The organism is Acinetobacter sp. 1130196, assembly GCF_000588095.1.
In the GTDB taxonomy this organism is placed as follows: domain Bacteria; phylum Pseudomonadota; class Gammaproteobacteria; order Pseudomonadales; family Moraxellaceae; genus Acinetobacter; species Acinetobacter nosocomialis.
In genome coordinates this window covers 83,575-110,228 of the sequence record NZ_JFWX01000006.1, presented here as the reverse complement: position 1 = coordinate 110,228, position 26,654 = coordinate 83,575, and the positions used below count along the sequence as shown (strand labels likewise).

31 protein-coding genes are annotated in these 26,654 nt (G+C 38.4%); 29 read left to right on the top strand and 2 right to left on the bottom strand.

Annotated elements, in window-relative coordinates; translation table 11 throughout:
- Positions 1-185, top strand: a 185-nt coding sequence (locus J671_RS09590) for a hypothetical protein (protein ID WP_031982076.1), incomplete at its 5' end; no start/stop codon positions are given.
- Positions 186-306: 121 nt separating this feature from the next.
- Complete coding sequence (gene fba, locus J671_RS09585) at positions 307-1,344, top strand: class II fructose-bisphosphate aldolase (protein WP_002049840.1); 1,038 nt, start codon at positions 307-309, stop codon at positions 1,342-1,344.
- A gap of 120 nt (positions 1,345-1,464) precedes the next feature.
- Here fba and J671_RS09580 read toward each other — a convergent pair whose 3' ends face one another.
- A complete protein-coding gene (locus tag J671_RS09580; RefSeq protein ID WP_004887497.1) occupies positions 1,465-2,775 on the bottom strand; it encodes a peptidylprolyl isomerase in 1,311 nt (436 codons plus the stop codon).
- A complete protein-coding gene (locus J671_RS09575; protein WP_031959419.1) occupies positions 2,775-5,228 on the bottom strand; it encodes an LPS-assembly protein LptD in 2,454 nt (817 codons plus the stop codon). The genes J671_RS09580 and J671_RS09575 overlap by 1 nt, the downstream gene beginning before the upstream one ends.
- A gap of 120 nt (positions 5,229-5,348) precedes the next feature.
- Here J671_RS09575 and J671_RS09570 point away from each other — a divergent pair, with 120 nt between their 5' ends.
- From J671_RS09570 to J671_RS09445, 27 genes are all read left to right on the top strand, one after another.
- A complete protein-coding gene (locus tag J671_RS09570) occupies positions 5,349-6,362 on the top strand; it encodes an aminoglycoside phosphotransferase family protein (protein ID WP_004887496.1) in 1,014 nt (337 codons plus the stop codon).
- The gene (gene murU, locus J671_RS09565; protein ID WP_002049766.1) at positions 6,362-7,051 is read left to right on the top strand and encodes an N-acetylmuramate alpha-1-phosphate uridylyltransferase MurU; all 690 of its coding nucleotides are present in this window, start codon (positions 6,362-6,364) and stop codon (positions 7,049-7,051) included. Before J671_RS09570 ends, murU begins: the two co-directional genes overlap by 1 nt.
- 87 nt (positions 7,052-7,138) lie before the next feature.
- Positions 7,139-7,771, top strand: coding sequence for a 16S rRNA (guanine(527)-N(7))-methyltransferase RsmG (rsmG, locus tag J671_RS09560; protein WP_002050181.1), 633 nt, complete (start codon positions 7,139-7,141; stop codon positions 7,769-7,771).
- A 21-nt stretch (positions 7,772-7,792) separates the two neighbouring features.
- Positions 7,793-8,575 carry a ParA family protein gene (locus tag J671_RS09555; protein WP_002050124.1) on the top strand — a complete coding sequence of 261 codons (783 nt, stop codon included), beginning with the start codon at positions 7,793-7,795 and terminating at the stop codon, positions 8,573-8,575.
- Positions 8,572-9,459, top strand: coding sequence for a ParB/RepB/Spo0J family partition protein (locus J671_RS09550; protein WP_004709129.1), 888 nt, complete (start codon positions 8,572-8,574; stop codon positions 9,457-9,459). Before J671_RS09555 ends, J671_RS09550 begins: the two co-directional genes overlap by 4 nt.
- Before the next feature lie 49 nt (positions 9,460-9,508).
- Positions 9,509-10,144, top strand: a complete 636-nt coding sequence (locus J671_RS09545) for a MotA/TolQ/ExbB proton channel family protein (protein ID WP_004887494.1) — start codon at positions 9,509-9,511, stop codon at positions 10,142-10,144.
- Between the two features lie 15 nt (positions 10,145-10,159).
- On the top strand, positions 10,160-10,588 hold the full coding sequence (locus J671_RS09540; protein WP_004887492.1) for an ExbD/TolR family protein: 429 nt from the start codon (positions 10,160-10,162) through the stop codon (positions 10,586-10,588).
- Complete coding sequence (msbA, locus tag J671_RS09535; RefSeq protein ID WP_006580783.1) at positions 10,585-12,312, top strand: lipid A export permease/ATP-binding protein MsbA; 1,728 nt, start codon at positions 10,585-10,587, stop codon at positions 12,310-12,312. Before J671_RS09540 ends, msbA begins: the two co-directional genes overlap by 4 nt.
- A 2-nt stretch (positions 12,313-12,314) precedes the next feature.
- The gene (lpxK, locus tag J671_RS09530; RefSeq protein ID WP_004887486.1) at positions 12,315-13,325 is read left to right on the top strand and encodes a tetraacyldisaccharide 4'-kinase; all 1,011 of its coding nucleotides are present in this window, start codon (positions 12,315-12,317) and stop codon (positions 13,323-13,325) included.
- Positions 13,326-13,334: 9 nt separating this feature from the next.
- Positions 13,335-14,096 carry a 3-deoxy-manno-octulosonate cytidylyltransferase gene (gene kdsB / locus J671_RS09525; protein WP_031982074.1) on the top strand — a complete coding sequence of 254 codons (762 nt, stop codon included), beginning with the start codon at positions 13,335-13,337 and terminating at the stop codon, positions 14,094-14,096.
- A gap of 11 nt (positions 14,097-14,107) precedes the next feature.
- Positions 14,108-15,088 (top strand): DNA polymerase III subunit delta', encoded by a 981-nt coding sequence (locus tag J671_RS09520; RefSeq protein WP_004887483.1) that lies wholly within the window; start codon positions 14,108-14,110, stop codon positions 15,086-15,088.
- Positions 15,089-15,100: 12 nt separating this feature from the next.
- Positions 15,101-15,442 (top strand): PilZ domain-containing protein, encoded by a 342-nt coding sequence (locus tag J671_RS09515; RefSeq protein ID WP_001183024.1) that lies wholly within the window; start codon positions 15,101-15,103, stop codon positions 15,440-15,442.
- Positions 15,443-15,459: 17 nt separating this feature from the next.
- The gene (locus J671_RS09510; protein WP_004887481.1) at positions 15,460-16,233 is read left to right on the top strand and encodes a TatD family hydrolase; all 774 of its coding nucleotides are present in this window, start codon (positions 15,460-15,462) and stop codon (positions 16,231-16,233) included.
- Between the two features lie 37 nt (positions 16,234-16,270).
- A complete protein-coding gene (locus tag J671_RS09505; protein WP_000375838.1) occupies positions 16,271-16,879 on the top strand; it encodes a TetR/AcrR family transcriptional regulator in 609 nt (202 codons plus the stop codon).
- Positions 16,880-16,888: 9 nt separating this feature from the next.
- Entirely contained in the window at positions 16,889-17,440 is a 552-nt protein-coding gene (locus J671_RS09500; RefSeq protein ID WP_002049902.1) for a type II secretion system protein, read from the top strand.
- Positions 17,430-17,810 (top strand): type II secretion system minor pseudopilin GspI, encoded by a 381-nt coding sequence (gene gspI / locus J671_RS09495; RefSeq protein WP_004887479.1) that lies wholly within the window; start codon positions 17,430-17,432, stop codon positions 17,808-17,810. The genes J671_RS09500 and gspI overlap by 11 nt, the downstream gene beginning before the upstream one ends.
- A complete protein-coding gene (gene gspJ, locus J671_RS0104345) occupies positions 17,810-18,625 on the top strand; it encodes a type II secretion system minor pseudopilin GspJ (protein WP_004887477.1) in 816 nt (271 codons plus the stop codon). The genes gspI and gspJ overlap by 1 nt, the downstream gene beginning before the upstream one ends.
- Positions 18,625-19,584: a type II secretion system minor pseudopilin GspK gene (gene gspK, locus J671_RS09490; protein WP_004887476.1), complete on the top strand. Its 960-nt coding sequence runs from the start codon at positions 18,625-18,627 to the stop codon at positions 19,582-19,584. The genes gspJ and gspK overlap by 1 nt, the downstream gene beginning before the upstream one ends.
- Before the next feature lie 229 nt (positions 19,585-19,813).
- Positions 19,814-20,410, top strand: a complete 597-nt coding sequence (locus J671_RS09485; protein WP_004887474.1) for a 6-pyruvoyl trahydropterin synthase family protein — start codon at positions 19,814-19,816, stop codon at positions 20,408-20,410.
- Between the two features lie 50 nt (positions 20,411-20,460).
- On the top strand, positions 20,461-21,174 hold the full coding sequence (gene ung, locus J671_RS09480; RefSeq protein ID WP_002049829.1) for a uracil-DNA glycosylase: 714 nt from the start codon (positions 20,461-20,463) through the stop codon (positions 21,172-21,174).
- Positions 21,171-22,295: an enoyl-CoA hydratase/isomerase family protein gene (locus J671_RS09475; protein ID WP_006580787.1), complete on the top strand. Its 1,125-nt coding sequence runs from the start codon at positions 21,171-21,173 to the stop codon at positions 22,293-22,295. The genes ung and J671_RS09475 overlap by 4 nt, the downstream gene beginning before the upstream one ends.
- Positions 22,296-22,301: 6 nt before the next feature.
- Positions 22,302-22,805 carry a tRNA adenosine(34) deaminase TadA gene (tadA, locus tag J671_RS09470; RefSeq protein WP_006580788.1) on the top strand — a complete coding sequence of 168 codons (504 nt, stop codon included), beginning with the start codon at positions 22,302-22,304 and terminating at the stop codon, positions 22,803-22,805.
- Positions 22,806-22,874: 69 nt separating this feature from the next.
- Complete coding sequence (locus tag J671_RS09465) at positions 22,875-23,315, top strand: SRPBCC family protein (protein WP_002050033.1); 441 nt, start codon at positions 22,875-22,877, stop codon at positions 23,313-23,315.
- 10 nt (positions 23,316-23,325) lie between these two features.
- Positions 23,326-24,012: a (d)CMP kinase gene (cmk, locus tag J671_RS09460; RefSeq protein WP_002049899.1), complete on the top strand. Its 687-nt coding sequence runs from the start codon at positions 23,326-23,328 to the stop codon at positions 24,010-24,012.
- A 104-nt stretch (positions 24,013-24,116) separates the two neighbouring features.
- Positions 24,117-25,790, top strand: coding sequence for a 30S ribosomal protein S1 (gene rpsA, locus J671_RS09455; protein WP_002050239.1), 1,674 nt, complete (start codon positions 24,117-24,119; stop codon positions 25,788-25,790).
- Between the two features lie 156 nt (positions 25,791-25,946).
- Positions 25,947-26,249 (top strand): integration host factor subunit beta, encoded by a 303-nt coding sequence (locus J671_RS09450; protein ID WP_002050043.1) that lies wholly within the window; start codon positions 25,947-25,949, stop codon positions 26,247-26,249.
- A gap of 24 nt (positions 26,250-26,273) precedes the next feature.
- Positions 26,274-26,639 (top strand): lipopolysaccharide assembly protein LapA domain-containing protein, encoded by a 366-nt coding sequence (locus tag J671_RS09445; RefSeq protein ID WP_002049904.1) that lies wholly within the window; start codon positions 26,274-26,276, stop codon positions 26,637-26,639.
- Positions 26,640-26,654 lie beyond the last annotated feature (15 nt).

The following is a 26,654-nucleotide window of genomic DNA, read 5'->3' as shown; positions in this document are numbered from 1 at the left end:
GTGCGAAAAAAGAAGAGTCTTCTAAAGCAGGACAAGATGCAGCATCTACAGCAGTTTCTGATAAAGTAACTCCTGAACAGCAAGCTACAATTGATTCGCTTGATAAGCCAGTTTTAGATGAAAAGAATACAGATGTGGTTGAAGGTAGTGCGTCTAGCGAGGCGGCTGCTTCAGAAACTCATTAATTTGTTGTTTTTTGTTAAAAAGTCCCTGCAAATGCAGGGATTTTTTTTGAAATACTGTGATTTGTTGCTGAATTGAAATAAATGACAAGGTAGAATAAGCCGCACTACCTGGGAGGATATTATGGCACTCATTTCAATGCGCCAGCTCTTGGATCACGCTGCGGAACATAACTACGGCGTACCAGCATTTAACGTAAATAACTTAGAACAAATGCGTGCAATTATGCTTGCCGCAGATGCAACCAATTCACCTGTAATTGTTCAGGCATCAGCTGGAGCTCGCAAATATGCAGGCGCTCCATTCTTACGCCATCTTATTTTGGCTGCAATCGAAGAGTGGCCGCACATTCCAGTGGTAATGCACCAAGACCATGGTACTAGCCCTGATGTATGCCAACGCTCTATTCAACTTGGTTTTAGCTCAGTGATGATGGATGGTTCATTAGGTGCTGATGGTAAAACCCCTACAACTTACGATTACAACGTAGATGTAACTCGTCAAGTCGTAGCAATGGCTCATGCTTGTGGCGTGTCTGTTGAAGGCGAAATCGGTTGCTTAGGTAGCCTTGAGACAGGTATGGCTGGGGAAGAGGATGGGGTTGGTGCAGAAGGGGTACTCGATCATTCTCAACTTTTAACTTCTGTTGATGAAGCGAAGCAATTCGTTGCTGACACGAATGTTGATGCCTTAGCAATTGCTGTAGGTACTTCACATGGTGCTTATAAATTTACACGTCCACCTACAGGTGACATTTTAGCAATTGATCGCATTAAAGAAATTCATGCGGCATTACCAAATACTCATCTTGTAATGCACGGTTCAAGCTCTGTACCACAAGAATGGTTAAAAGTAATTAATGAGTTTGGCGGCAATATCGGTGAGACTTATGGTGTGCCAGTTGAGCAGCTTGTAGAAGCAATTAAACATGGTGTACGTAAAATCAATATTGATACTGACTTACGCTTAGCTTCAACAGGTGCAATTCGTCGTTTCATGGCGGAGAATCCAGCTGAATTTGATCCACGTAAGTACTTTGCTAAAACTGTCGATTCAATGAAGCAAATTTGTATCGATCGTTATGAAGCCTTTGGTACAGCAGGTAATGCTGACAAGATCCGTCCAATTTCATTAGAGAAAATGGTGGATCGTTATAAATAATTCCCGATAGGGTTTGATTTATGGAAACCGGTTATTTATGTAACCGGTTTTTTTATTATCTAAATCTTATCCATAAAAAAACCTGTGATAAACACAGGTTTTAATTAAATAAAAATTAACTTACTTTTGCAGATTCTTTTTGTCGAGACTTGGATCTTTAATCTCTACATAAGCATTTGCACGTACTTCACGTAACCAGCTATCAATTTCAGTATTGAATTGACGTTCACCTAAAATTTGACGTGCCATACGCTCTTGATATTCGTGAGTCATATCTTTTTCGCGTTTGTCTGTCACTTGTAGAATATGCCAGCCAAATTGAGTTTGGAAAGGTTCACTAATTTGACCTACAGGAATTTCCTGCATTTTTTTATCAAACTCAGGTACCATCATTCCTGGATTAACCCAGCCTAAACTACCACCGTCACGCGCGGAACCTGTATCGTTTGAATAAGTTGCCGCAAGAGTGGCGAAATCTTCACCTGCCTTCAATCGCTTGTAAATGCTATCAATGATTTGTTTTGCATTTTCAGGACTTACTACTTCGGAAGGCTGAATAAGAATATGGCGTGTTTGATACTGTGGTACCAAGGCTTTTTGTTCATTTTGCTTGCGTTCTAAGAGTTTTAGAACATGTACACCATCTCGTACAGAAATTAGATCAGTGGTTTGACCATCTTGTAGGGGAGTAATACGGGCAGCGAGTTCAGCCGGAATATCAGAAAGGGGACGGAATCCCATGTCTGCACCTTCAACTTTTACTGTTGCAGTTGAAAGTTTTTTGAGAGCATTTAAATCATTGCTTTGAGCCAGCTTTGAACGAACTTCTTTAGCTACACTTTGAACTTCTTGAGGATTGTCTCCAGAAATTCGCATATGGATCACATGTGCCTGATTGCCTAGAGCAGCTTGACCCTGTGGTGATTTTAAGAAATTGTCAACATCTTGATCACTAATCTTAATACGTGACATCACTTGCTGTTGGCGTAGACGATTAATTGCTAAATCTTCAGCAATACGGCCACGTAAATTTTCATACGTTCCTGGAGCAATCGCATCTAATTTTTGTTGAAATGCTTCTAAACTTTTACTGCCAGATTGACTCGCTACTTTAAGTACTGCCTCGTTTAGGCTTTTCTCATCAGGTTTAATACCATAACGTTTTACTTGTTCAAGTTGAGCTTGACGCAAGATGAGTTGGTCTAAAACTTGAAATTGTAAGTATTGTTGAGGTGGTACTTCTTTTTTTTGTGACTGTAACTCGTGAGTGGCTTCTGCCATTCCCTGTTCAAGGTCACTTTTTAAAATTACGCTATTGTCCACAATTGCCACAACTTCATCAGTGGGTTGGGCAAAACTATGCATTGATGAAGATATTAATACAGCAAGGGTTGTTGCTTTAAAAAACTGTTTAAGATGCTTTGCCTTCATTAACGTTGTGTCCAAGATTGATTAATTTTGTTAAAACCTAAAACGCGATTTTCAAGTATAGATGCAAGTTTGTTATTTAAACCACCTAAACCTTTAAGTGTGACTTCAGCCATAATCGCGCGTTTCTCGTTAACATTAGGAGATTTTGGATCATCTAGGTCGTTATAGTAAGAACGACCGTAGACTGAGATACCCCAGCAACATGATTCATAGTTAACACCTAATAACAGCTCACGAGCCACATCATTGTCCATGTCATATTGAACAAGACCCATAATACGCCAGTTGTCTTTAATTGGTTGTATAAACGATGCAACAACTTGGTCATAGTTATCTTGGCGACCAGGGATATCTTTACGATAGAAGTAGCCTAAGTTATATAGGTTGCCTTTGTCACCCGTGTAGTAAACTTGGAAATCACGCTGTGCGTTATCGCCGTTTGACATCCAAGCTGAATTTGCTGCAATCGTAAAGTTCTGGTTAAGTTGGCTTGTTAAGCTTACAACTGGTCCTGTATTGCGTTCGGTATCAAATGTATCAGGTTGATTTTGTAGAGTTACACGTCGATCTTCAAAATAATAGCTTTGACCTACACTTGCACGTAAACGTTCTAAACCTACTGTATCAAAAAGGCTATAACTTACGCCAAGTGATAAGAAATTGTTGTCTTCAAGGCGGTCATGCCCATAGAAGCGGTAAGGGTTAAAGAGTTGATCGTAGTTAACTGAAGCAGAGGTTGAATCGAAGTTTGGATAACCATTCTGATCTTTATAAGGGGCATAGGCATAAAATGCACGTGGAGTAATTGTTTGAAGATATTTACCATCACGTTCAAAAGTAAGACCAGTATCTAAAGTAAACTGAGGTACGACGACTGATTTAGACTCTGAACTGGCATCTAAACCTTGTGAGGCAATGCTATCTTTGTCATAAAAAGTCTGGATAGAACGTACAGAAACTTCAGGAATAACAAAAGCTGCTGGTGTACGATAGTTATAACGTGTTGCAAACTGGTTATAAATACGTGTACCGCTACTTTCCTGAGCAGAACCATCATTAATTGATTTTTTAAAGTATGCAGTATCGTTATTAAATTCGTACTGTAGACCTTGTGGATTACCAGTTACGTAGTTTAATAAGAACTGTGGTAAACGGGCATAAGGTTTATTCGCATCCAAAACTGAAGGATCTAGCGTCTGGAAGTCTTCAACTTTAAGCTGAGCTTTTAAACCCGGAATACCATGTTGATAGTTCAGTTCCCAAGCTCTTCGTAGATTTACATCGGTTTTAGAGTTTGGACTGCTGTCTAAGTCTGCAAAATAGTCTTTATCAGATGCATAGTGATATTCAAGGTTAGTAGACCATTGATCATTAATATTCCAGTTGTGGAGGAAATTAAAATCTTTACGGTCTTTATCGTTATATTCTTTATCAGATGGAAGAATACCGCCTGATATTACCCCTGCACCGAAGCCATCCGTTAAATAGCGAAATTCACCTTTGAGCATAGCTCCACGTTCTGATAGATATCGTGGAGTAATCGTTGCATCATAATTAGGTGCAAGATTTAAATAAATTGGAACAGAAAGTTCACCGCCACCACCACTATTTGAGAAACCTGAAAAACCAAACTGTGGGTTAAGCATACCCGTAGTTCGACGGTCATCAATTGGGAAGTTAAAGTATGGAACTGCTATAACTGGCACATCTTTAACATAGATTTTTGCATTACGAGTGACGCCTCGACCAGTTTCCTGATTTAGCTCAATTTTATTAGCCTGAATTTTCCAAGCAGGCTTTTGGCCTGGTGGACAAGTGGTATAGCTTGCATCATTAAGAACCATTACATTTGGAGAGGTTCTTTCGATTTTTCCAGCGTGACCATGTGCATGCTGCTGTTCAGAAATATAAAAACTATTATTTAAATCACCAGTTTGAGTCTTTAAATTGTAATTAATTTCATCACTTTGAGAGAGTAAGCCGCCTTGGGCTAACTGCACTCGACCTTGTGCATGAGCAAATGTTTGAGTTTTATCGATGGTAACTTTATCGGCACGTACAGTACGACCTTCTTGATCTATTACTACGTTTCCTTCTAGCTCAGAATCGCCAGCAGGGTTGTAATGACCATAATCCGCCGTTACAACCGATGTAGCCTTATCTGCATCTAATGCTTTAGTTTCAGGATTAATCGGTGTAATCCAAGTTCCTTGGCAAAATGCCGAACTCAAATATTTATTATTGCGCAACTGCGCTTCAGGTGCAGATTTATCAACATAATATTGTTGAAAGAATTCCTGCCCAGGATAGGCTTCCTTAATACTCGCCTTAAGTTGATTATTGTCTATGTTGGAGACAACACCAGCTGACTCAGCATAACTTGATTGTATGGAGCCACATAAGAGCGTAAAAATAGCGGTCGCTAAAGGATTAAATTTAAACTGATGCTTCATTGTCTCATTAACCAAGTATGCTAATTCACAATTAATTATTGTCGCATCATAGAGAAAAAGTTTATAAGTGGCTACACTTAACCCTTCAAAAATCTCAGCTTGTTTTAGATTTTATTGCAAATGAATACACAACGTGAACAATTGATACATACATGGCTTACATCTGTTCTTGAAAATGATCAATTTCAGATCGCTTATTTAGCAGGGGATGCCAGCTTTCGCCGTTATGCTCGCATCCAGTTACAAAATAAAACTTATATGCTTATGGATGCGCCTCCTGAAAAAGAAGACTGTGTTCCGTTTGTAACCATTGACGAATTTTTTGCAGGGCATGGGGTTCGAGTGCCTCAAATTGTTGCAAAGGATTTAACACAAGGTTTTCTATTGCTAGAAGATTTTGGTGATGTGCTGTTGTCGACATTATTAAATGATGCAACAGTTGATCAATATTACGAACAAAGCTTTAAACAGCTCACTCATTTGCAATCAATTAATGGTATTGATCATTTCCCAGCTTATTCTTATGAAAAGCTTATGTCTGAAATGCAGCTGCTAACAGATTGGATGTTGCCATCACTTGGGATTCATCCAACGGCTGAGCAAAAGAAAACTATTGATGACGCATTTGATTTCTTAGCTCATGCTGCATTGGCACAACCGCAAGTTATTGTGCATCGTGATTTTCATAGTCGTAATTTAATGAAAATTAGTAATGAAGAAGAATTGGGGGTAATCGACTTTCAAGATGCGGTTATTGGTGCCGACACTTATGATTTAATCTCGATTACACGTGATGCGTATGTACAGTGGAATGCTGAGCGTGTTTATCAATGGTTTAAAGTTTTCTATGAGCTTTTACCAGCATCTGCTAAACAAAACCGAACTTTTGAGCAATTTAAACGTGATGCCGATTTAATGGCAATTCAACGTCATATCAAGATTTTGGGCATTTTTGTTCGTCTGTTTGAGCGAGATGGTAAGTCTGGATATTTAAAAGACTTGCCGCGAGTCATGTGGTATTTAATTGAAGAGAGTCGTGGTTATCATGAGCTTGATGACTTCATGACGTTTATTCGTAACTCAGTCATGCCTAAGTTTATAGAAAAATATGGCCCCTATGAGGTAGCAGCATAATGAAAGCAATGATTCTTGCTGCTGGCTTGGGCAATCGTATGCGTCCACTTACGCTATATACACCAAAGCCTCTGCTTGAGGTGGGGGGTAAGCCACTTATTGTGTGGCATATCGAAAAGCTTAAGAAAATTGGTGTGACTGAAATAGTCATCAATTCTGCCTGGTTGGCTGATAAGCTCATCAGTAGCTTAGGTGATGGTTCTCAATTTGGTGTGGACATCCGTTGGACACGAGAAGAAGAAGGGCTGGAAACAGCTGGTGGAATTATTAATGCTTTGCCACTGCTTGGAACAGATCCATTTATTCTAGTGAATGGTGATGTATGGACCACAATGGGTTTTGAAGCGCTACGCGATATTAAGCTAAATGATGATTTAGCTCATCTTGTGTTGGTTGATAATCCTAAACAACATCCTGAAGGCGACTTTACATTATTGGATGGACGTGCTTTTGCATTCGATCAAGATGTGAAGGGCGAGAATCTCACTTTTAGTGGGGTATCTGTTATCAATCCTAAGCTCTTTGATGGATTGGAGCCTGGTAAACGTCCGTTAGCACCATTGTTGAAGCAAGCGATGCAGAATCAAAGAATATCTGCTGAAAAGCTTAAGGGTGCATGGGTGGATGTGGGAACGCCTGAACGTTTAATGGAGCTAGATTTGCAAATTCGTGAAGGCTTCTACGATTAACTGCGTAATCCCTAATCGTTAAATAGTGTTCCACGATGCATAAATGGGTATACTTTGTTTTAAATTTTACTTAGATGTTATTTGTTTATGCATCCATTTTTTCAAGAGTTACAACAGGGTAGTCAAAAATTAGGTTTGTCGCTTAGCGATGAAGCTTTGACATTATTGTTAAAGTATCAAGATGCTTTGGTACTTTGGAACAAAGCTTATAATCTAACAGCGATTCGTGATCCGAAAGAGATGTTAGTGAAGCATTTGTTAGATAGCCTAAGTATTTTGAAAGATTTACCACCAGGTCGATTGCTTGATGTTGGTACTGGTGGTGGTATGCCAGGCATGATCATTGCTTTATGTCAACCAGAGCGCTCTTGTGTATTGCTTGACTCAAATGGTAAGAAAATTCGTTTTTTGAAACAGTTTATTGCTGACCTTAAGCTTAAAAACGTAGTAGCTGTGCAAACGCGTGTTGAAAATCAAGATACAATTGATGAGCTTGGTCAATTTGATGTGATCACAAGTCGTGCATTTGCATCTTTAACTGATTTTGTTGAGGCTGCACGTCCATATTTACATGAGCATAGTATAATTGCTGCGATGAAAGGATTGATTCCAGTTGAAGAAATGGAAGAGCTTAAGCAGGAATTTTCATGTAAAGTGATTGAACTGCATGTACCAAGACTTGATGAACAACGTCATTTACTTTTACTTCAACGAATTTAAATAAAAAGTATTAGGGTTACCATGGCTCAAATTATTGCGATTGCAAACCAAAAAGGTGGTGTTGGTAAAACAACGACTGCAGTAAATCTTGCAGCATCACTTGCTGTATTGAAAAAACGTGTATTACTTGTTGATATAGATTCACAAGGTAATGCTACGATGGGGTCTGGTATTCAAAAGAATGATCTACTTTACTCAATCACTGATGTGTTATTGGGTGAAGTGCCAATTGAAACTGCAATTCAAAAGGCAGAGGTTGGATATAAAGTTTTGGGTTCAAACCGTGAGCTTTCAGGTGTTGAACTGGCAATTGCCGAACAAGAAGGTCGTGAGTTCATTTTAAAGAATGCTCTGAACGAAATTAGAAATTCTTTTGACTATATTATTGTTGACTGTGCCCCTAGCTTAAGTTTAATTACGGTAAATGCCTTGGCTGCCGTAGATAGTGTAATCATTCCTATGCAATGTGAGTACTATGCATTGGAAGGTTTGGCTGATTTAACCCAAACAATCGATCGTATTCAAAAAGCATTAAATCCTGATTTAGAAATTATCGGTGTTTTACGTACGATGTACGACGCACGTAATGCCTTAACTCGCGATGTATCAGCTGAGTTGGAGCAGTATTTTGGTAAGAAACTTTATGACACTGTGATTCCACGTAATGTTCGTTTGGCCGAAGCGCCAGCGCATGGTTTGCCAGTGATTTATTTTGAAAAGAGTTCAAAGGGTGCAGTTGCATACTTAAATCTTGCAGCTGAGATGTTAAAGAAAAGTAAAGTAAAGAAAGGAAGTAAAGTATGAGCATCAAAAAACGCGGATTGGCGAAAGGGCGTGGTTTAGATGCATTACTTGGTTCAATTCAAAAAGAAAAATTACAATTAGAAGCTCAAGCACTTGATCATGGTCAGTTAAAGCAAATTGATGTGAATTTGTTGAAGCGAGGTGAATATCAGCCACGTCGTTTTATCCATGAACATGATTTACAAGAATTGGCATCCTCTATTGAAAAACATGGGGTAATGCAACCAATTGTTATCCGTCCTGTAGATGATGAAGCTCATCCTTACGAAATTATTGCAGGTGAGCGTCGTTGGCGTGCAGCACAAATTGCCGGTTTAACTGAAATTCCAGCAATTGTTCGTGATTTAAATGATCAGGTCGCGATAGCTTTAGCACTTATTGAGAATATTCAACGTCAAGATTTAAATCCAATTGATCAAGCCTTGGCATTACAACGTTTTCATGATGAATTTGGTTTGAGTCATCAGGAAATTGCCGATACTGTAGGTAAAGCGAGAACAACGGTCAGTAACTTGTTGCGTCTATTGAGTTTGGCTGATGACATTAAAGAATTTATGCAACAAGGCCAGCTTGATATGGGCCATGCTCGTGCCATCTTGACTTTAAAAGGTAAAGAGCAACTTGAAGTAGCTAAAATTGTCATTGAAAAGGGATTATCCGTTCGTCAAACTGAGCAATTAGTACGTGATTGGAACGAACCTAAACAGGAAAAGGAAAAAACTCCTGTTGCACCAGACATTGAGCAATTAACTCAGAAATTATCGGAACGTTTTGGTGCCAATGTTAAAATTGATCATAACCAGAAAGGTAAAGGGAAACTTGTTATTCATTATCATTCACTCGATGAGTTAGATGGTATTTTGAATATTTGTTTGCCAGATTAATTCTAAGTTAGGTCATATATTTCTAATTTATATTCTTGGGGAAGAAAATATGTGGGAACTTGTGAAAGCGGGCGGCTGGTTAATGCTGCCTTTAATTTTGTGTTCAATTTTAACGGTCGCTATTAGTATTGAACGTTTTATACGTTTGAGACGTTCACAAGTTTTGCCTAAAGCACTGATGAGTGATGGTAGTGCAGATATTTCTCATATCATTACAAATTTGGAGCAAGATACTGATGCCTCAAGTACAGCATTAGGAAATATTCTAAAAGCTGGTTTTGAGCATCAGGAGCATGGAGAGCAATTTGCTCGGGCTCAAATGGAAGCAATGGCTTCTCAAGAAATTTCTTATTTAGAAAAAAATATTAACTTCTTGGGAACTTTAAGTGCTATAGCACCTTTGCTTGGGTTACTTGGAACAGTTGTAGGGATTATTGAGTCTTTTCTCGTGATTGATTTTGGTTCGGCAGGTAGTCCAAGTTTAATGATTCCTGGTATTTCAAAGGCCTTGATCACGACAGCGGTTGGAATGCTCATTGCAATTCCTGCACTTATTTCTTATCGTTATTTTCAGAGAGTGGTACAAAATTACATTGCGGAGTTAGAGCAACAATCTACACTCTTTCATGCATCATTGTTTTATAAACGTTCTTCTGTTGTGCAAGAACATCGCCGTGTTGGTTGATGGGTAGGTAGCAATATGAAGTTTAAACGTTCTCAAGTTGAAGACATTCATATCAATCTAACGCCCATGATTGATTGTTTATTGTTCATTCTGGTGTTTTTATTGTTATCTACCACTTTTAATCAGCCAAGTCGCATCAATCTAACTTTACCAGATGCCCAAGGCGTCCCACCAAAACAGTACGATCATAAAATTGAAGTCGTGGTAGACTCTAGCGGTCATTACGCTGTCAATGGTCAAGCATTGTCTACCAAGGAAGTCGCTGATTTGAGCACTGCAATTAAGCAAATTGCTCAAGAGCGCCGTGATTTTATGTTTATCATCGCTGCAGATGCAAAAGCGTCTCATCAGGATGTTATTCGTGTTATGGATGTAGCAGGACAACTCGGTTTTGTTAACATCAATATTAGTACCAAAGTTCCTTCTAGAGGTTTTTCTGAGTGAATCAAGATTTTAAGGTTTATTTGCGTCTCATATCCTATTTAAAACCTTATTGGGGCGTGGCCTTATTAGTTCTTATCGGATTCGGTATGAACTCAGCAACAGAGGTTTCTGTTGCTAAGCTCATTAAATTTATTATTGATGCCATTCAAAATGCGAGTAGAGCGGATCTAGACTGGTTCCCTTTATTAATCATTTTATTAGTATTTTTCCGTGGCTTAGGCCTATTTATGGGCGGCTACTATACTGCTGTTATCTCCCGTAGTTTAGTTTTTAGTATTCGCCAAGAAGTTTATGCAAAGCTTTTAAGACTGCCGGCTCAATATTATCTCGATAACTCTTCGGGACATATTACAGCTAAAATTATGTATAACGTTGAGCAACTCACAGCTGCTTCATCTGAATCATTAAAAACTATTGTTCGTGATGGTATGATTACATTGGGGCTACTAGGTTATTTGTTTTATACAAATTGGCGTCTGACCCTTTGTATTATGGTGTTCTTACCTATTATTGGGGTTTTGGTGCGCAAAGCATCAAAAAGAATGCGTAAACTTTCACTGCAAGTTCAGGACACTATGGGCGATGTTAACCATGTCGTACAAGAAAGTATTAGTGGTAATGCAGTTGTTAAAAGTTTCGCTGGTGAAGACTCAGAACAAGAGCGTTTTTATAAGTCGTCTGAAGAGAATCTAAAACGCGGTTTAAAAATGGTGATTGTACAAAACCTAAATAGTCCTGTTGTTCAAGTTGTAATGGCTTGTGCAATGGCTCTTATTGTATGGTTAGCCTTAAGACCACAAATTTTAGGAAATACCAGTGCTGGTGAGTTTGTTGCGTATATTACAGCAGCAGGACTTCTTTCTAAACCTGTTAAAAACTTAACTGACATTAATGAAAAGTTGCAGCGTGGTTTAGCGGCAGCACATTCAGTTTTCGAATTATTAGATTTACCTGAAGAAGAAAATACCGGTCAACTTAAACCTCAATTGCAAGGTGCAATTCGTTTTGATCATGTTGTGCTTAACTATGCTGATGGTACTCAGGCGATTAAAGACTTTTCTTTAAATATTCGCCCAGGTGAGACAGTTGCATTGGTAGGGCGCTCGGGTGCTGGTAAAACTTCATTAGTGAATATGTTGGTACGTTTTCAAGAAGTCTCAAGTGGTCAAATTTATTTAGATGACTTACCAATACGTGATATAGAACTTTCAAGTTTGCGCACACAAATTGCAATGGTTAATCAGCAAGTTGTTTTGTTTAACCGGACTGTACGTGAAAACATCGCTTATGGTCAGTTACATAATGCAAGTGATGAAGAGGTTATCGCAGCAGCAAAAGCTGCTTACGCCCATGACTTTATTATGAACTTACCAAATGGTTACGATACTGTTTTAGGTGCACAAGGTCTAAACTTATCTGGTGGTCAACGTCAACGTATAGCAATTGCTCGTGCAATTTTGAAAAATGCACCAATTCTTATTTTAGATGAAGCGACAAGTGCGCTTGATAATGAATCTGAACATTTTATTCAGCAAGCATTTGATGAGGCGATGCAAGACCGTACAACGATTGTGATTGCTCATCGTTTATCTACAATTGAAAATGCAGATCGTATTGTTGTATTAGATCGTGGACAAATTGTTGAGCAAGGCACTCATCAAGAATTACTTGCTAAGCATGGTGCTTATTATCAATTACATCAGCGTAATTTTGAGGACAACTAAGCATGTCTTTGGCCCAGCTAATACAAAACGCATGGAATAAGCAATCAAGTTGGTTGATTGTTTTGCGTCCGTTGTCATGTTTGTATCGTGCTGGGTTTTTATTGAATCGTTATTTTTATAATTCAGGTTTAAAAAAAACCTATAGTGCACCTCTACCAGTCATGGTAATTGGCAATATTACAGTAGGTGGTAGTGGCAAAACTCCATTATTAATAGAACTAGTCAATTACTTAAAACAGCATAATGTAAAAGTAGGCGTAATTAGTCGCGGTTATGGTGGAGCTGGTCCTTTTCCTATGTTGGTAACATCGGCCAGTCAGGCAGCTGAAGCAGGGGATGAGCCTGCTTTGATTGTACAGTCAACTGGTGTGCCTATGGCAGTAGGACCGAATAGACAGGCTGCAATCGAGTTATTATTAGCATCCACAAAACTAGATTTAATTATTAGTGATGATGGATTACAACACTGGGCTTTAGGTCGTCAAATAGAATGGATTGTGCTTGATCAAAATCGTGGACTTGGAAATAGAAAGTTATTACCAGAAGGCTATTTGCGTGAACCTGCTGAACGTTTAAAAACGGGTACAGTAATCGAACATACATTTGCCCCTTCAACAGCAATGTATATGCATCTAGAAGCGGGGCATCCTTACTTATTGAATCCTTCTTCAGCAATTGAATTATCATTCAATACACAAAATAATTACCATGCAGTAGTGGGTATTGGTTTTCCTCAGCGCTTTTACCAAACACTTAAAGGTTTAGGTGTAAATCAATTTCAAGAGCATGCATTTCGTGATCATCATGATTACGTTATTGATGACCTTGTATTTAATGATGATCAGCCTATCATTACGACTGAAAAAGATGCGGTTAAGTTGTTACCTTTACTTGAAAAGTATCCAGAATTTAAACGGCCTATTTGGGTCGTACCTGTTAAAGCAGTTTTGTCTGCAGAGTGCTATCAGGTTTTAAATCAGCAATTGCAAAAGCTTGATATTCAAATATCTTAGGAAGAAAAAATGAAACACATCGTTATTCCAGCACGCTTCTCAAGTTCGCGTTTGCCAGGTAAGCCATTGTTACTTATTCATGATCGTCCTATGATTTTACGTGTCGTAGATCAGGCAAAGAAAGTTGAAGGCTTCGATGATTTATGTGTAGCAACTGACGACGAGCGTATTGCTGAAATATGCCGTGCAGAGGGTGTTGATGTTGTTTTAACAAGTGCTGACCATCCATCGGGGACAGATCGTTTAAGCGAAGTTGCTCGTATTAAAGGATGGAATGCTGATGACATTATTGTAAATGTACAAGGTGACGAGCCTTTACTACCAGCTCAACTTGTTCAACAGGTTGCCAAGCTTCTGGTTGACAAACCAAATTGCTCAATGTCTACATTATGTGAGCCTATTCATGCATTGGATGAATTTCAGCGTGATAGCATTGTGAAAGTGGTTATGTCTAATCAAAATGAAGCTTTATATTTTAGTCGTGCAACTATTCCTTATGATCGAGATGGTGCTAAACAAGCTGAACCAACTTTACATACCCAAGCATTTCGTCATTTAGGTTTATATGCTTATCGTGTGAACTTGTTACAAGAATATGTTACATGGGACATGGGTAAACTTGAAAAGTTGGAAAGTCTTGAGCAATTACGTGTTTTAGAAAACGGGCACCGTATTGCTATTGCTGTAGCAGAAGCAAATTTACCGCCGGGTGTTGATCCCCAAGCCGATCTTGACCGTCTAAATAATTTGCCTGTTGAGTCTTTTGAGTAAGTGTTAATTTAATGAATCAGAATGTGACTTCTAAGGTTTATCCGTGGCAACAGACAATGTGGGAAACGTTAACAACACGTTTTCCTAATATTGGGCATGGCTTATTATTTTATGGTAAACAAGGTTGTGGTAAGCATGCTTTTGCCAAGCATTTTTTAGCATGGGTCCTTTGTTTAAATAAACAGCCTCAGGGGGCTTGTGGTGAGTGTAGTAGCTGTCAATGGTTAAAATCAGACACGCACCCGAACTATGTTCATATCACGACTGATGAAGAAAATAAAAAACAGAATGCAAAAATTAAAATAGAAAAAATTCGAGATCTATTGCCATTTGTCCAGCAAACTGGTGAAGGATGGCGTGTTATTGTTATTGAACCAGCCGAAGCTTTAAATCTTGCATCATCAAATGCGCTGTTAAAAACTTTAGAAGAACCCGGTGAGCGTGTTGTTTTAATTTTGTTGGCTGATCACTATTTGAAATTACCAGCCACCATTCGAAGTCGCTTACAGCATTTTGCTTTAGACCGTATTTCATATGAGCAGGCAACATCTTATCTAAATGAGCATTTGGCTGAAATTGCGTCAGTGCCACCTGAATTATTGTTAGGTCTTTCTAATGATATGCCTTTACAAGCAGTTGAAATTGCCACGAGTGATTGGTTTGCGAAAAGACAGTCCTTTTTAGAAGACTGGACTAAGGTAGTTAATCAAAAAAACATGCCTTTATTTTATTCGGTTAAATGGCAAAAAGAGCTTAACTTTAGTGATTTTATGATGCTTCTTGAATACTTGTTAGGAGATTTAATTTGTGTCAAGCTCAATCAACCACAGAAAAATATAGATTTACAGTACGTTCAATTGGCGCAAAACTATAATTTAGAGAGCTTATTCAGTCTTTATGAGGAATTGCAGCAATCTAAAAGATTAGTTGAACAAAATGTACAAACACAACTCATCATAGATCAACTTTTTATAAAATTAATGAACGTTTAAGGGGAAATTATAATGCAACCACAAATGGGTGGAATTATTCAGGTCAATATTCCTGATAGAGCAACCTTACAAGCAAGCTATATGGGGTACGTACAAGGTGGGGGCTTATTTGTGCCATCGAAGCAAAAGGTGAAGATGGGGCAAGAAATTTTTATTTTAGCTACGTTACCAGAACAATCACAAAAAATCCCTTTAACTGGTAAAGTAGTGTGGATTTCACATAAGCAAAGTGGTTTTAAGCCTCAAGGCTTCGCAATCCAATTAAGTGGTGATAAAGGCATTTACTATAAAGCTGAGGCTGAACGGATTTTAGCTGGTAGTATGTCTTTAGATCGTCCAAGTTATACTATGTAAGCAGATAGGAAAGAACAGTGTTTGTTGATACCCATTGCCATTTAACAATGTTAGATTTAACACCTTATAATGGTGATTTAGATCTTGCCCTTGCTGCTGCGCGAGCAGAAGGTGTCTCTAAGTTTATGGCAATTTCAGTTGACCTTGATGATCATATTGCTTTAGCTGAAATCGCAAAGCGTCATGAAGACGTTGGGTATACCGTTGGTGTGCATCCTTGTGAGGATGTAGACATCATGGCCCGAGCAACGACTGAGTATCTGACTGAGTTAGCTCAATCAGAAAAAGTGTGGGCTTTAGGTGAGACAGGCCTAGATTATTACCATAGCACTGATTTTATTAATGAGCAAAAGGCTTGTTTTGCTCGACATATTCAAGCTTCTAAAAGTGTAAGAAAGCCAGTAGTTGTTCATACGCGTTCAGCAAAACATGATACGGTAGATATTATTCGAGCTGAACAATCTACGCATGGTATTTTGCACTGTTTTACTGAAGACTGGGAAACAGCAAAAGCTGTATTAGATTGCGGGTACTATATTTCTTTTTCAGGTATTGTTTCATTTAAAAATGCTCAAGATTTACGAGATGTTGCCAAGCAAGTGCCTTTAGATCGACTTTTAATTGAAACAGATAGTCCTTATTTGGCTCCAGTGCCATATCGTGGTAAAACAAATGAACCAAAATACGTACCCTATGTAGCGAAAGCACTTAGTGAGGTATATGATAAATCGGTTGAGGAAATTGCAAGAATCACCTCGCAAAATTTCGAAAATTTACTCAAAGCGATTTAACTTATAGAAACTATACAAAGAGAGTAATTGCGTGAAGATGGACCGTCAAGCTCAGTTCCGAGCAAGAGAAGCGTTAATATTTCAAGTTGCGGAACAGTTGTTGTTAGAAAATGGCGAAGCCGGAATGACACTTGATGTGCTGGCTGCTGAGCTTGATTTGGCAAAAGGTACTTTGTACAAACATTTTCAAAGCAAAGATGAATTGTACATGTTGTTGATTATTCGTAATGAGCGCATGTTACTCGAAATGGTCCAAGACACTGAGAAAGCTTTTCCAGAGCATTTGGCTTTCTTTATGTTGCATCATTTGCACCACCCGGAACGAACAGTTTTGTTCCATCAAATTGAAGAAAAGCTTTCGATTACAGCACAAGGTGTGCATCATCTTTTTAATGAACTGTATCAAGTAAGAAAACAGCGCTTACGTATTATTATTCGTATGACTGATCATTATTTAGAATCAATCCAGAGTCATATGACTACGCGAGATTACTTGGCTTCAATTTGGTCCCTTACTCATGGAGCTGCGGCAATTCTGAATTCAAGTTTTTACCAGCGTTATTTGGGTTCAAGAGACACTTTGAGAGTAGCTTATATTGATCAGGCGTTGGCCTTACCGAAACAAGCAGTTGAACAATACGCTTAATAGGTCAATATGAAATTGAAATCATTTCAATCACAAAAAGGCTTTACCCTCATAGAGGTGATGGTAGTCATTGTGATTATGACAATTATGACTTCACTTGTTGTATTGAATATCGGTGGTATAGACCAAAAAAAGGCAATGCAGGCAAGAGAGTTATTTTTACTCGATTTACAGAAAATTAATAAAGAATCACTAGACCAATCACGTGTATTAGCTTTAGAAACTCATGGTGAGACAGATGTCTCACCATTTTCTTATGAATTATACGAATATCACGATCAAAGCACTTTACAAGTACAAGACTTAAAAAATCGCTGGCAGAAATATACCGAATTTAAAACACGACAACTTCCTGCGCATGTGTCTTTTTCAGTACAGCCTTTAGATGGTGAGAATTATTCTAAAGCTAAAAATACCGATTTGGTTGGTGGACAAACACCTCAGCTTATCTGGTTTGGCAATGGAGAAGCCAAGACCGTCAAAATACAATTTTATCTAGAGCAAAAACCGATTGGTTCAGAAATACAAATAGATCATTTGGGTAAAATAAATGAAATCTAAAGGCTTTACCCTCTTAGAAGTTATGGTTGCTTTGGCAATCTTTGCAGTAGCAGCTGTTGCTTTAACTAAAGTGGCAATGCAGTACACTCAGTCTACTTCTAATGCCATTTTAAGAACTAAAGCTCAATTTGTAGCTATGAATGAAATTGCTATGATGGAGATTAATCAAGAGTGGCTGCAGGGCACTCAAACTAAGCAAGTAACTTCTCAAGGAGAGACTTGGCAGATTTATAAATCAGCTGAATCAACTGTTAGCCCTAATGTTCAAAAAATTGATGTACAAGTTAGCTTATATGATCCGGATAAGGGAAAAGTACAAAACGGTATTACTCATATGGTCTTTTTTAATTATCCAGTGAAAGCAAAATAATGATAAAAAATAAGAATTTTCGAATTCAAAGCATTGCTTCTCATCTTAGAGCTCAGTCGGGTGTTATTCCGACTGACTACTCTGGGCATAGCTCTTCGTCTTACGCTCAGACAAAGCTTCGCTTTAGAGAGCCTCACACTCGAAACATGGTTTCTCGTCTTGCGGCGCGATCGAGCAATGCTCGATTAACTCGCGCCTTAGGATTTACGTTGGTTGAATTGTTAGTTGCGATTGCTATCTTTGCGGTCTTATCTTTATTGGGGTGGAAAATTTTCGATTACTTGCTTAAAGTTCGTGACCGTAATGCTGAACATGAAGTGCATTTGTTTGAGTTACAAGATGCTTATCAACAAATTCTTCGTGATAGTCTGCAAATTATTCCTTTATCTGCAAATCAAGGTGGCCAACTTCATCCAGCTTTAGAAATTGATAATCAAATTCTGCGTTTTAGCAAAGCAGGTGTAACGGATCCTTTAAAACAAGGTTTATCACCGTTTGAACGAATTGAATATCGTTATGATGCAGACCAAAAAAAATTATATCGTCTTAAATATACAAATTTGAATACTTCGAATAATGAGCAACCTTTATCGAGTACCTTGCTAAGTCAGGTTGACCAATATCAGATTATGGTTTTGACTCCGCAAGAGGTAACAAAGTGGCCTGAGGTTAATATTGATCCAACAAAGCCTAACGAATTGAAAAAATTACCGAAAGGAATAAAAATTCAACTTACTGTAGCAGGAGTAAGTTATGAATGGATCTATAGCTTAAATCAAAGTAATTTATCGCTTTCCCCACAAGGTGGCTCATAATGTTTAAAAATTATAAGCACCAACAGGGTGTCGCTTTACTGACAATACTTATTATGGTTGCCTTGGCTACAATTTTAGCTGCTTCTATTGCCAAACATCAAAATAATACTATGGAAAATACAGCTTATTTAATGCGTCAAAATCAATCTTTGCTCTATGCAAAAAGTGCAGAAGCTTTTTTTTCGGAGTTATTAATTCAAGATGCAAATAATGCGGGTGGAGTAGATCATTTAAAAGAGACATGGGCACAACCTATGCCACCGTTCCCAGTAGAAGATGGTTCTGTCTCAGGGCGTTTGCTTGATGAGTCCGGGAAATTTAACTTAAATAATTTGACCAATGGGGAAGGTATGGTAAATGAAGATGCTAAAAGTTGGTTTGAACGTTTGCTTGTGCGAGTAGGTTTACCTGCTGAGCTAAGTCAGGCTGTGATTGATTGGCAAGACCCAAATGATGAGCCAGCTGGACAAATGGGAGCAGAAAGTAGTTATTATCAAGGCTTAGATCCTAGCTATATGGCTGCGAATACTAAATTTCACCGTATTGAAGAGTTAAAGCTAGTTAGAGGCTTTGATGGGAAAAAATATGATTTGATCGCCCCATATATTTCTGCTTTGCCAGAAAATACGAAATTAAACATCAATACTGCTTCACCATTGGTTTTAGCAAGTATTGATGAAAAACTAGATGTTGGAGCGATCGAAAAAGAATTACAGGCGCGACAGCAAAATTTAAAGTTCTTCCAAAATGTTGATGAATTGTGGCAATTGAGTGCTTTTTCAGCGGTTGATAGTCAAAAGAAAAAGCAGGCAAGTGGTCTTATTGATGTTAAATCTAACTTCTTTCAAGCTCAAATTGAAGTTGTTCTAAACAATAGAAAGCGCCAATTTACTAGCGCATTAATGCGAAAAGATAAGCAAGTATATGTCTACTCAAGGAGTTTGGTTCCATTTAACTAAATAAATTTATTGATATTTTTCCTAAGTCTGTAATACTTGAAGCTTATTAATAAAAGGGATGAGGTCATATTTCTGTATAGACAATATTTAAAGTAAAAATCAATATCTTCAAAATTCCTTCACATCTCTTATCATACTTTTTGCTAATTGTTTCTATTTGAAAAGTGGTGCGAAGTTTTTATCTTTTGCTTTATAATAATGTTCTTAGAAGGAATGATCGATTTGGCACATGTTAATTCGTAAGTTATTTAAGTTTGAAAATGCACATGTAGTACGTAACTGTACATCAGATCGTTGTAAGCGATCGATTCATGGGCACAGTTATAAAGTCGAGTTATTACTTAAAGCTTCGAAATTAGATCATGGACAAATGGTATATGATTTTGGACTATTAAAAGGTGTGATTAAGGACCTTTTTGATAGTTTTGATCATGCGATTTGTTTCTGGGAAAAAGATGATCCACAATATATCGATGCTTGTAAAACTTTTAGTGCACGTTGGATTTCTTTACCAGTGTCTCCATCTGCCGAGCAATTTTCTCGTATTTTCTTCTATCTAGCTCAGCAAGTATTAAAATCAACCATTACCCAAAATGGGGAAGGTGATGTTGAAGTTTATTCAGTGATTGTTCATGAAACTGATACAGGGTATGCCCAAAGTTTTCTTGAAGATATTCAAAATGAACAAATGGGACTACTAAACCTTGAAGGTATTGTTTTCTCAGAACAAGTTCAATCTGAATGGACTGATCCACAAATGTATGAAAATTTAAAACAAGGGATTAAGTTTCAGAATCCATATGTTAACTTACAAGTAGAAGTGTAAGTTAACGTCCTTTTGTTTGTAGAAATGAAAATTGATCTAGGATGACATTAATGCAATTAACTGAGCAACAGCAAGACAAACTCAGTAAAGTTCAATTAGAAGAAAGCTGGAAAAGATCATTAACTCCATTTTTGCTGAGTCCTTACATGGATAGTTTGCGAGACTTCCTGTTTCAACAGAAGCAGGCCCAAAAAACAATATATCCACCAAGTAAACAAATTTTTAATGCGTTAAATATTACACCTTTAGATCATGTAAAAGTCGTGATTTTAGGGCAAGATCCATATCATGGACCGAATCAGGCAAATGGCTTAAGTTTCTCTGTACAAAGAGGGGTTGCATTACCTCCATCTTTACGTAATATTTTTCATGAATTAAATACAGATTTAGGTGTACCAATTTCGCGTCATGGTGATTTAACCAAATGGGCCGAGCAAGGTGTACTTTTATTAAACAGTGTACTTACTGTAGAAGCAGGACAGCCCACATCACACCAAAAACAAGGTTGGGAAGAGTTTACTGACGCAGTAATTGATGTCTTAAATGAACAACGCGAGCACATTGTTTTTATTTTATGGGGTGCTTATGCACAACGTAAAGGGCAACGTATAAATAGAGAAAAACACTTAGTTTTAACTGCTGCACATCCATCACCACTTGCGGCTAATCGTGGTGGTTTTTTTGGTTGCAAAGTGTTTTCAAAAACAAATCAATATTTGAAACAACATGGCATTGAGCCCATAGACTGGCAATTGGACGCATGATGAACTCTCCCAATGTAAATAGCTATCATCCGGATTTGGTAGTTGAAGAAGCGAAAAATGGTTGGCGTATAGTACGTTTGAATCGACCTAAATCATTACATGCTTTAGATGAATCAATCGTAACGGCTTTATTACGAGTATTTGAAGACTTCCGTGATGATGAGCGAGTGAAAGCAATTTGGTTGGACTCGACAACACCAAAAGCTTTTTGTGCAGGCGGAGATGTACGCAAATTACGTCAGCTGGTCATTAATCAAGAAGTAGAAACAGCAAATAAGTTTTTCCAGCAAGAATATGCTTTGGATTTACTTTTGCATAATTATGCAAAACCAGTTGTTGTATGGGGCGAAGGTTATGTAATGGGGGGCGGTTTAGGCTTGTTTATGGCTGCACCTTTCCGCTTAGTTACACCATATTCACGTTTGGCAATGCCTGAAATTAATATTGGCTTATACCCAGATGTAGGTGCAAGCCGTTTCCTTGCTGACCGTGGGCAAATTGGTTTATTTACTGGTTTGACGGGTTCTATCATGACTGCCGCTGGGGCCTACAGCATTGGTTGGGCGACGCATATTTGCGAAGCACAACGTGATAATGTTCTGCAAAAAGTACTGAATATTAATTGGGCTCACTATCCTGCAGGTGATTTCCGTGCGATTGACGATACTTTAAATAGCTTGCACCGTCCGGTTGCAGCAGGACCATTGCAAAATTCTTTAGACGTTATCCATAGCGTTTGTCGTGGTTCAAGTTTTGAACAAGACTATCAGGCGATTGTAAGCTTACGCGATGCAAGCAGTGATTGGTTGCGTCAAGCCAGTGAAAACTTACAAAAGGGTTCGCCAAGTACAGCAGCGATTACTTGGTTGTTATGGCAATGGGGTAAACAAGTTCATTCTTGGGACGAAGTTTTTGACCTGGAAGCGCAAATTTCTGAATGGAAAATTCGCCACCCTGACTTTGTGGAAGGTGTGCGTGCACGTTTAGTCGATAAAGATTTATCGCCAGAATGGAAAGCATGTGAAGACCTTACATTAAGAGGCATTTTGGCCGATGACCCACCAATTACGACTATTGATAGCTGGAATGCATTACTTAGACAGTATGGTGTAGTGTCATAATAAATAATGTCTAAATTTAGTGATGAGTATTGGATGCAGCTTGCTTACGAGCAAGCTGAATTAGCAGCCGAGCAGGGGGAAATTCCTGTTGGGGCTGTAATTGTAAGCCAAAATAAGTTAATTGGAGCTGGTTTCAATGCTCCAATTGGTTTATCTGATCCTACAGCGCATGCAGAGATTCAAGCTATTCGTTCGGCTTGCCAATTATTAAAAAATTATCGTTTACCAGAAGACGCGACTTTGTACGTTACGCTTGAGCCATGCACAATGTGTGTGGGAGCTTTAGTACATGCAAGAATTAAACACGTTGTATTTGGAACAGTAGAGCCTAAAGCGGGCTCACTAGTGAGTACACGTCAATTATTAGAAAATGGTTATTACAACCATAAATTTACTTTTGAGCAGGGATGTTTACATGAAAAATGTGCTCAGCAGTTAAGTCTTTTTTTTAAACAAAGACGTGAACAAAAGAAACAAGAGAAGCAACAAAAAACGTCCTTAAATGATTAAAAAATGTCATGTGGTTATGGCAAACTAACGCCGTTTCATTGACATGATTTATTTAAATAAGGAACTTTCATGCGTAATGTAATTACTATACAAAAAGAATTTAATGCTCCTCTTAGTGATGTATTTAACCTGCTTTCTAAACATGCAACTTACAATAAGGCATTTGCTCCATTACAAGTTGTACGTGTAAAAGACTCAGTAGATCCTGAAAGACCCGATGGGGTTGGTTCTGTTCGTCGTATGGGGTTTGGTACGATTAAACCACTTAAAGAAGAAATCACTTATCTCGAAGAAAACAAGCGTATTGAATATAAATTGATTGATAATCCCTTAGTTAAGCACCATTTAGGTCGTATCGAGTTTTCTGAAATAACCCCATATATTACTTTGGTTACTTATCGTATCGAATTAACGGCAAAAGCTCCTGTTGTAAGTAAATTAATTCTTGCACAGCTAAAACTAGCGATTACACTAGGCTTTTCGAGATTAGCTAAAGCATTTGCTTCTTAGTGAGAGTTCAATGACAGTTCAAATTATTACTATTGATGGTCCGAGTGGTTCGGGTAAAGGAACACTAGCGGCAAAACTTGCTGCTTATTATCAATTTCATTTACTCGACTCTGGCGCCTTGTATCGTTTGTTAGGGTTGTCATTACATAAACATGATTTATTGGAAAAATTAGATAGCCATTTAGATGAGTGTGTGAAATATGCTCGTCAGCTTAATATCAAGTTTGAAACTTCAGCAGAGGGAACATTGGTTTTCCTTGATGGAGAAGATGTATCACAAACTATCCGTACAGAGCGAGTTGGAGAATATGCTTCTAAAGTTGCAGCAATACCAGAGCTTAGACAAGCACTTTTTGAGCGTCAAAGAGCCTTTGCGCAAACTCCAGGTTTAGTGGCAGATGGCCGAGATATGGCAACATCAATTTTCCCTGAAGCGAATGCAAAAATTTACCTGACAGCTTCGGCAGAGTCTCGTGCTGAGCGAAGAGTAAAACAGTTGCAGGGCATGGGTCTAGATGCTAAAATAAACGACATTTTAGCTAATATACAAGCGCGTGACAAAAGAGACATGGAGCGGGAAGTAGCTCCTCTCAAGCCAGCCGCAGATGCTTATATCATTGATAGTTCGGAATTAACGATCGATCAAGTATTTAAGTTAATGGTTGATTATGTCAATAGCCGTACTATTAGCAACTAAGATTATCAGTTGACGCATAGCTTGATCAGTCTATAAAGACTATGTTGATACTTAACTAAACCGGCCTTGTCTGATCCAAGACCGCTGACTTTATCAGGTATATCATGACCGAATCTTTTGCAGCCCTCTTTGAAGAAAGTGAATTAAACCTCAACGTTGAAAAGGGTGCAGTCATCCAAGGTGTTGTTGTAAACATCGATAGCGACTGGGTTACTGTTGACACTGGCCTTAAATCAGAAGGCATTGTTGACCGTGCTGAATTTTTAAATGAACAACGTGAACTTGAAGTTCAGGTTGGTGACACTGTTGACGTAGTTGTTGAAGCTCTTGACAACGGTATGGGTCAAACAGTTTTATCACGTGAAAAAGCTAAACGTGCTGAGACTTGGACTAAACTTGAAAAAATCTTTGAAGATGGCGAAATCGTTACTGGTGTTATCTCTGGTAAAGTTAAAGGCGGTTTCACTGTTGACATCGGTCCTGTTCGTGCGTTCTTACCAGGTTCATTAGTTGACACTCGTCCTATCCGTGACACTACTCACCTTGAAGGTAAAGAGTTAGAGTTTAAAGTAATCAAACTTGATGCTAAACGTAACAACGTTGTTGTATCTCGTCGTGCTGTTATGGAAGCTGAATCTTCTGCTGACCGTGAAGCATTACTTGCTCAACTTGAAGAAGGTCAAACAGTTACAGGTACTATCAAGAACCTTACTGATTACGGTGCATTCGTTGATCTTGGCGGTATTGATGGTCTTCTTCATATCACAGATATGGCTTGGAAGCGTATCAAGCACCCTTCAGAAGTTGTTGAAGTTGGTCAAGAAGTTACTGTTAAAGTACTTAAATTTGACCGTGAACGTAACCGCGTATCTTTAGGCCTTAAACAATTAGGCGAAGATCCATGGTTAGCGATCATGAGCCGTTACCCTAAAGGTTCTATCGTTAAAGCACGTGTTACTAACTTAACTGACTACGGTTGTTTCGCTGAAATCGCTGAAGGCGTTGAAGGTTTAGTACACGTTTCTGAAATGGACCACACTAACAAAAACATCCACCCATCTAAAGTTGTTCAGATCGGTGACGAAGTTGATGTTATGGTTCTTGAAGTTGACGAAGAACGTCGTCGTATCAGCCTTGGTATCAAACAAACTCGTGCTAACCCATGGGAAGAGTTTGCTAAGTCTCATGAGAAAGGCGAAAAAGTTTCAGGCACAATCAAGTCTATCACTGACTTTGGTATCTTCATTGGTTTAAATGGCGGTATCGACGGTCTAGTTCACTTGTCTGATATTTCTTGGAACGAACAAGGCGAAGAAGCTATCCGTCGTTACAAGAAAGGTGACACTGTTGAAGCAGTTATCTTGTCTGTAGACGCTGAAGGTAACCGTATCAGCCTTGGTATCAAGCAATTGAACAGCGATCCGTTCAATGATTTCTTAGCTGCTAACGAACGTGGTGCTTTAGTTAAAGGTACTGTGACTGCAGTTGATGCTCGTGGCGCAACTGTTAAGTTAGCTGACGAAGTAGAAGCTACTCTTAAAGCTTCTGAAATCAACCGTGACCGCGTTGAAGATGCAACTAAATTCTTAGAAGTTGGTCAAGAAGTTGAAGCTAAAATCATCAACGTTGATCGTAAATCTCGCTCTATCAACTTGTCTATCAAAGCGAAAGACGAAGCTGAAGAGAAAGAAGCAGTAGCTAACTTACGTACAGCATCAGCTTCTCAAGAAAATGGTCCTAAGACTATTGGTGACTTGATCAAAGCGCAAATGAAGTAATAAGTTAACAAAGTACAGTTTCATGTAACGAAATTGTACTTTTTATACAAATTACTGTAAACGGTAGCGTAGTATTCAACATACTGCGCTACCGTTTTGTATTTAAACAGGTTATTATCAAACGACTTAGAGTAGTAATAAATAACGAGGTCGTAGATGACTACTGAAGCTCTTAATAAGTCTGATTTGATTGAACGCATTGCGCTAAAAAATCCACACTTGGCTGAACCATTGGTGGAAGAAGCGGTTAAAATCATGATTGATCAAATGATCGAAGCTCTTTCGACTGACAATCGTATTGAAATCCGTGGTTTTGGTAGCTTTGCTTTACACCACCGTGAACCTAGAGTTGGCCGCAACCCAAAAACAGGTAAGTCAGTAGATGTTGCAGCGAAGGCTGTTCCACATTTTAAACCAGGTAAAGCACTCCGTGATGCAGTGAATGAATCTGGAAAATAAATAAAACTCATAAGTGGGGTGCCTATGCGTTATATTCTAATTGCATTACTCATTATTGTATTTGGCTATTCTTTAGCACTTGTTTTGCAGAACCCAACAGAACTTCCTGTTGATTTATTATTTACTCAAGTTCCTGCAATGCGTTTAGGTTTATTATTGTTGCTTACCTTGGCGCTTGGAATTGTAGTTGGACTTTTATTAGGTGTACAAGTTTTCCGAGTTTTCCAAAAAGGTTGGGAAATTAAACGCCTTAGAAAAGATATTGACCATTTGAGAAAAGAACAAATTCAAAGTGCTCAATTGGCAGCAGCAGAAGCAGCTGCAAATGTAAGACATGAAAAAACTGTGGTAGATGTTTATCCTCAAGATAAAAACTCTACTCCTTTATAATTATTCGTAATACTA

Bases quoted from the DNA above. Each gene is read 5' to 3' on its own strand.
- J671_RS09540 (WP_004887492.1), top strand. From the start codon at position 10,160: ATGAAGTTTAAACGTTCTCAAGTTGAAGACATTCATATCAATCTAACG.
- J671_RS09485 (WP_004887474.1), top strand. From the start codon at position 19,814: ATGTTAATTCGTAAGTTATTTAAGTTTGAAAATGCACATGTAGTACGT.
- J671_RS09580 (WP_004887497.1), bottom strand. From the start codon at position 2,775: ATGAAGGCAAAGCATCTTAAACAGTTTTTTAAAGCAACAACCCTTGCT.
- tadA (WP_006580788.1), top strand. From the start codon at position 22,302: ATGTCTAAATTTAGTGATGAGTATTGGATGCAGCTTGCTTACGAGCAA.
- J671_RS09445 (WP_002049904.1), top strand. From the start codon at position 26,274: ATGCGTTATATTCTAATTGCATTACTCATTATTGTATTTGGCTATTCT.
- rpsA (WP_002050239.1), top strand. From the start codon at position 24,117: ATGACCGAATCTTTTGCAGCCCTCTTTGAAGAAAGTGAATTAAACCTC.
- J671_RS09505 (WP_000375838.1), top strand. From the start codon at position 16,271: ATGGACCGTCAAGCTCAGTTCCGAGCAAGAGAAGCGTTAATATTTCAA.
- gspK (WP_004887476.1), top strand. From the start codon at position 18,625: ATGTTTAAAAATTATAAGCACCAACAGGGTGTCGCTTTACTGACAATA.
- murU (WP_002049766.1), top strand. From the start codon at position 6,362: ATGAAAGCAATGATTCTTGCTGCTGGCTTGGGCAATCGTATGCGTCCA.
- J671_RS09550 (WP_004709129.1), top strand. From the start codon at position 8,572: ATGAGCATCAAAAAACGCGGATTGGCGAAAGGGCGTGGTTTAGATGCA.
- J671_RS09545 (WP_004887494.1), top strand. From the start codon at position 9,509: ATGTGGGAACTTGTGAAAGCGGGCGGCTGGTTAATGCTGCCTTTAATT.
- gspJ (WP_004887477.1), top strand. From the start codon at position 17,810: ATGATAAAAAATAAGAATTTTCGAATTCAAAGCATTGCTTCTCATCTT.
- J671_RS09500 (WP_002049902.1), top strand. From the start codon at position 16,889: ATGAAATTGAAATCATTTCAATCACAAAAAGGCTTTACCCTCATAGAG.
- cmk (WP_002049899.1), top strand. From the start codon at position 23,326: ATGACAGTTCAAATTATTACTATTGATGGTCCGAGTGGTTCGGGTAAA.
- fba (WP_002049840.1), top strand. From the start codon at position 307: ATGGCACTCATTTCAATGCGCCAGCTCTTGGATCACGCTGCGGAACAT.
- J671_RS09570 (WP_004887496.1), top strand. From the start codon at position 5,349: ATGAATACACAACGTGAACAATTGATACATACATGGCTTACATCTGTT.
- J671_RS09575 (WP_031959419.1), bottom strand. From the start codon at position 5,228: ATGAAGCATCAGTTTAAATTTAATCCTTTAGCGACCGCTATTTTTACG.
- gspI (WP_004887479.1), top strand. From the start codon at position 17,430: ATGAAATCTAAAGGCTTTACCCTCTTAGAAGTTATGGTTGCTTTGGCA.
- rsmG (WP_002050181.1), top strand. From the start codon at position 7,139: ATGCATCCATTTTTTCAAGAGTTACAACAGGGTAGTCAAAAATTAGGT.
- kdsB (WP_031982074.1), top strand. From the start codon at position 13,335: ATGAAACACATCGTTATTCCAGCACGCTTCTCAAGTTCGCGTTTGCCA.
- J671_RS09475 (WP_006580787.1), top strand. From the start codon at position 21,171: ATGATGAACTCTCCCAATGTAAATAGCTATCATCCGGATTTGGTAGTT.
- lpxK (WP_004887486.1), top strand. From the start codon at position 12,315: ATGTCTTTGGCCCAGCTAATACAAAACGCATGGAATAAGCAATCAAGT.
- J671_RS09555 (WP_002050124.1), top strand. From the start codon at position 7,793: ATGGCTCAAATTATTGCGATTGCAAACCAAAAAGGTGGTGTTGGTAAA.
- J671_RS09520 (WP_004887483.1), top strand. From the start codon at position 14,108: ATGAATCAGAATGTGACTTCTAAGGTTTATCCGTGGCAACAGACAATG.
- J671_RS09465 (WP_002050033.1), top strand. From the start codon at position 22,875: ATGCGTAATGTAATTACTATACAAAAAGAATTTAATGCTCCTCTTAGT.
- J671_RS09515 (WP_001183024.1), top strand. From the start codon at position 15,101: ATGCAACCACAAATGGGTGGAATTATTCAGGTCAATATTCCTGATAGA.
- ung (WP_002049829.1), top strand. From the start codon at position 20,461: ATGCAATTAACTGAGCAACAGCAAGACAAACTCAGTAAAGTTCAATTA.
- J671_RS09450 (WP_002050043.1), top strand. From the start codon at position 25,947: ATGACTACTGAAGCTCTTAATAAGTCTGATTTGATTGAACGCATTGCG.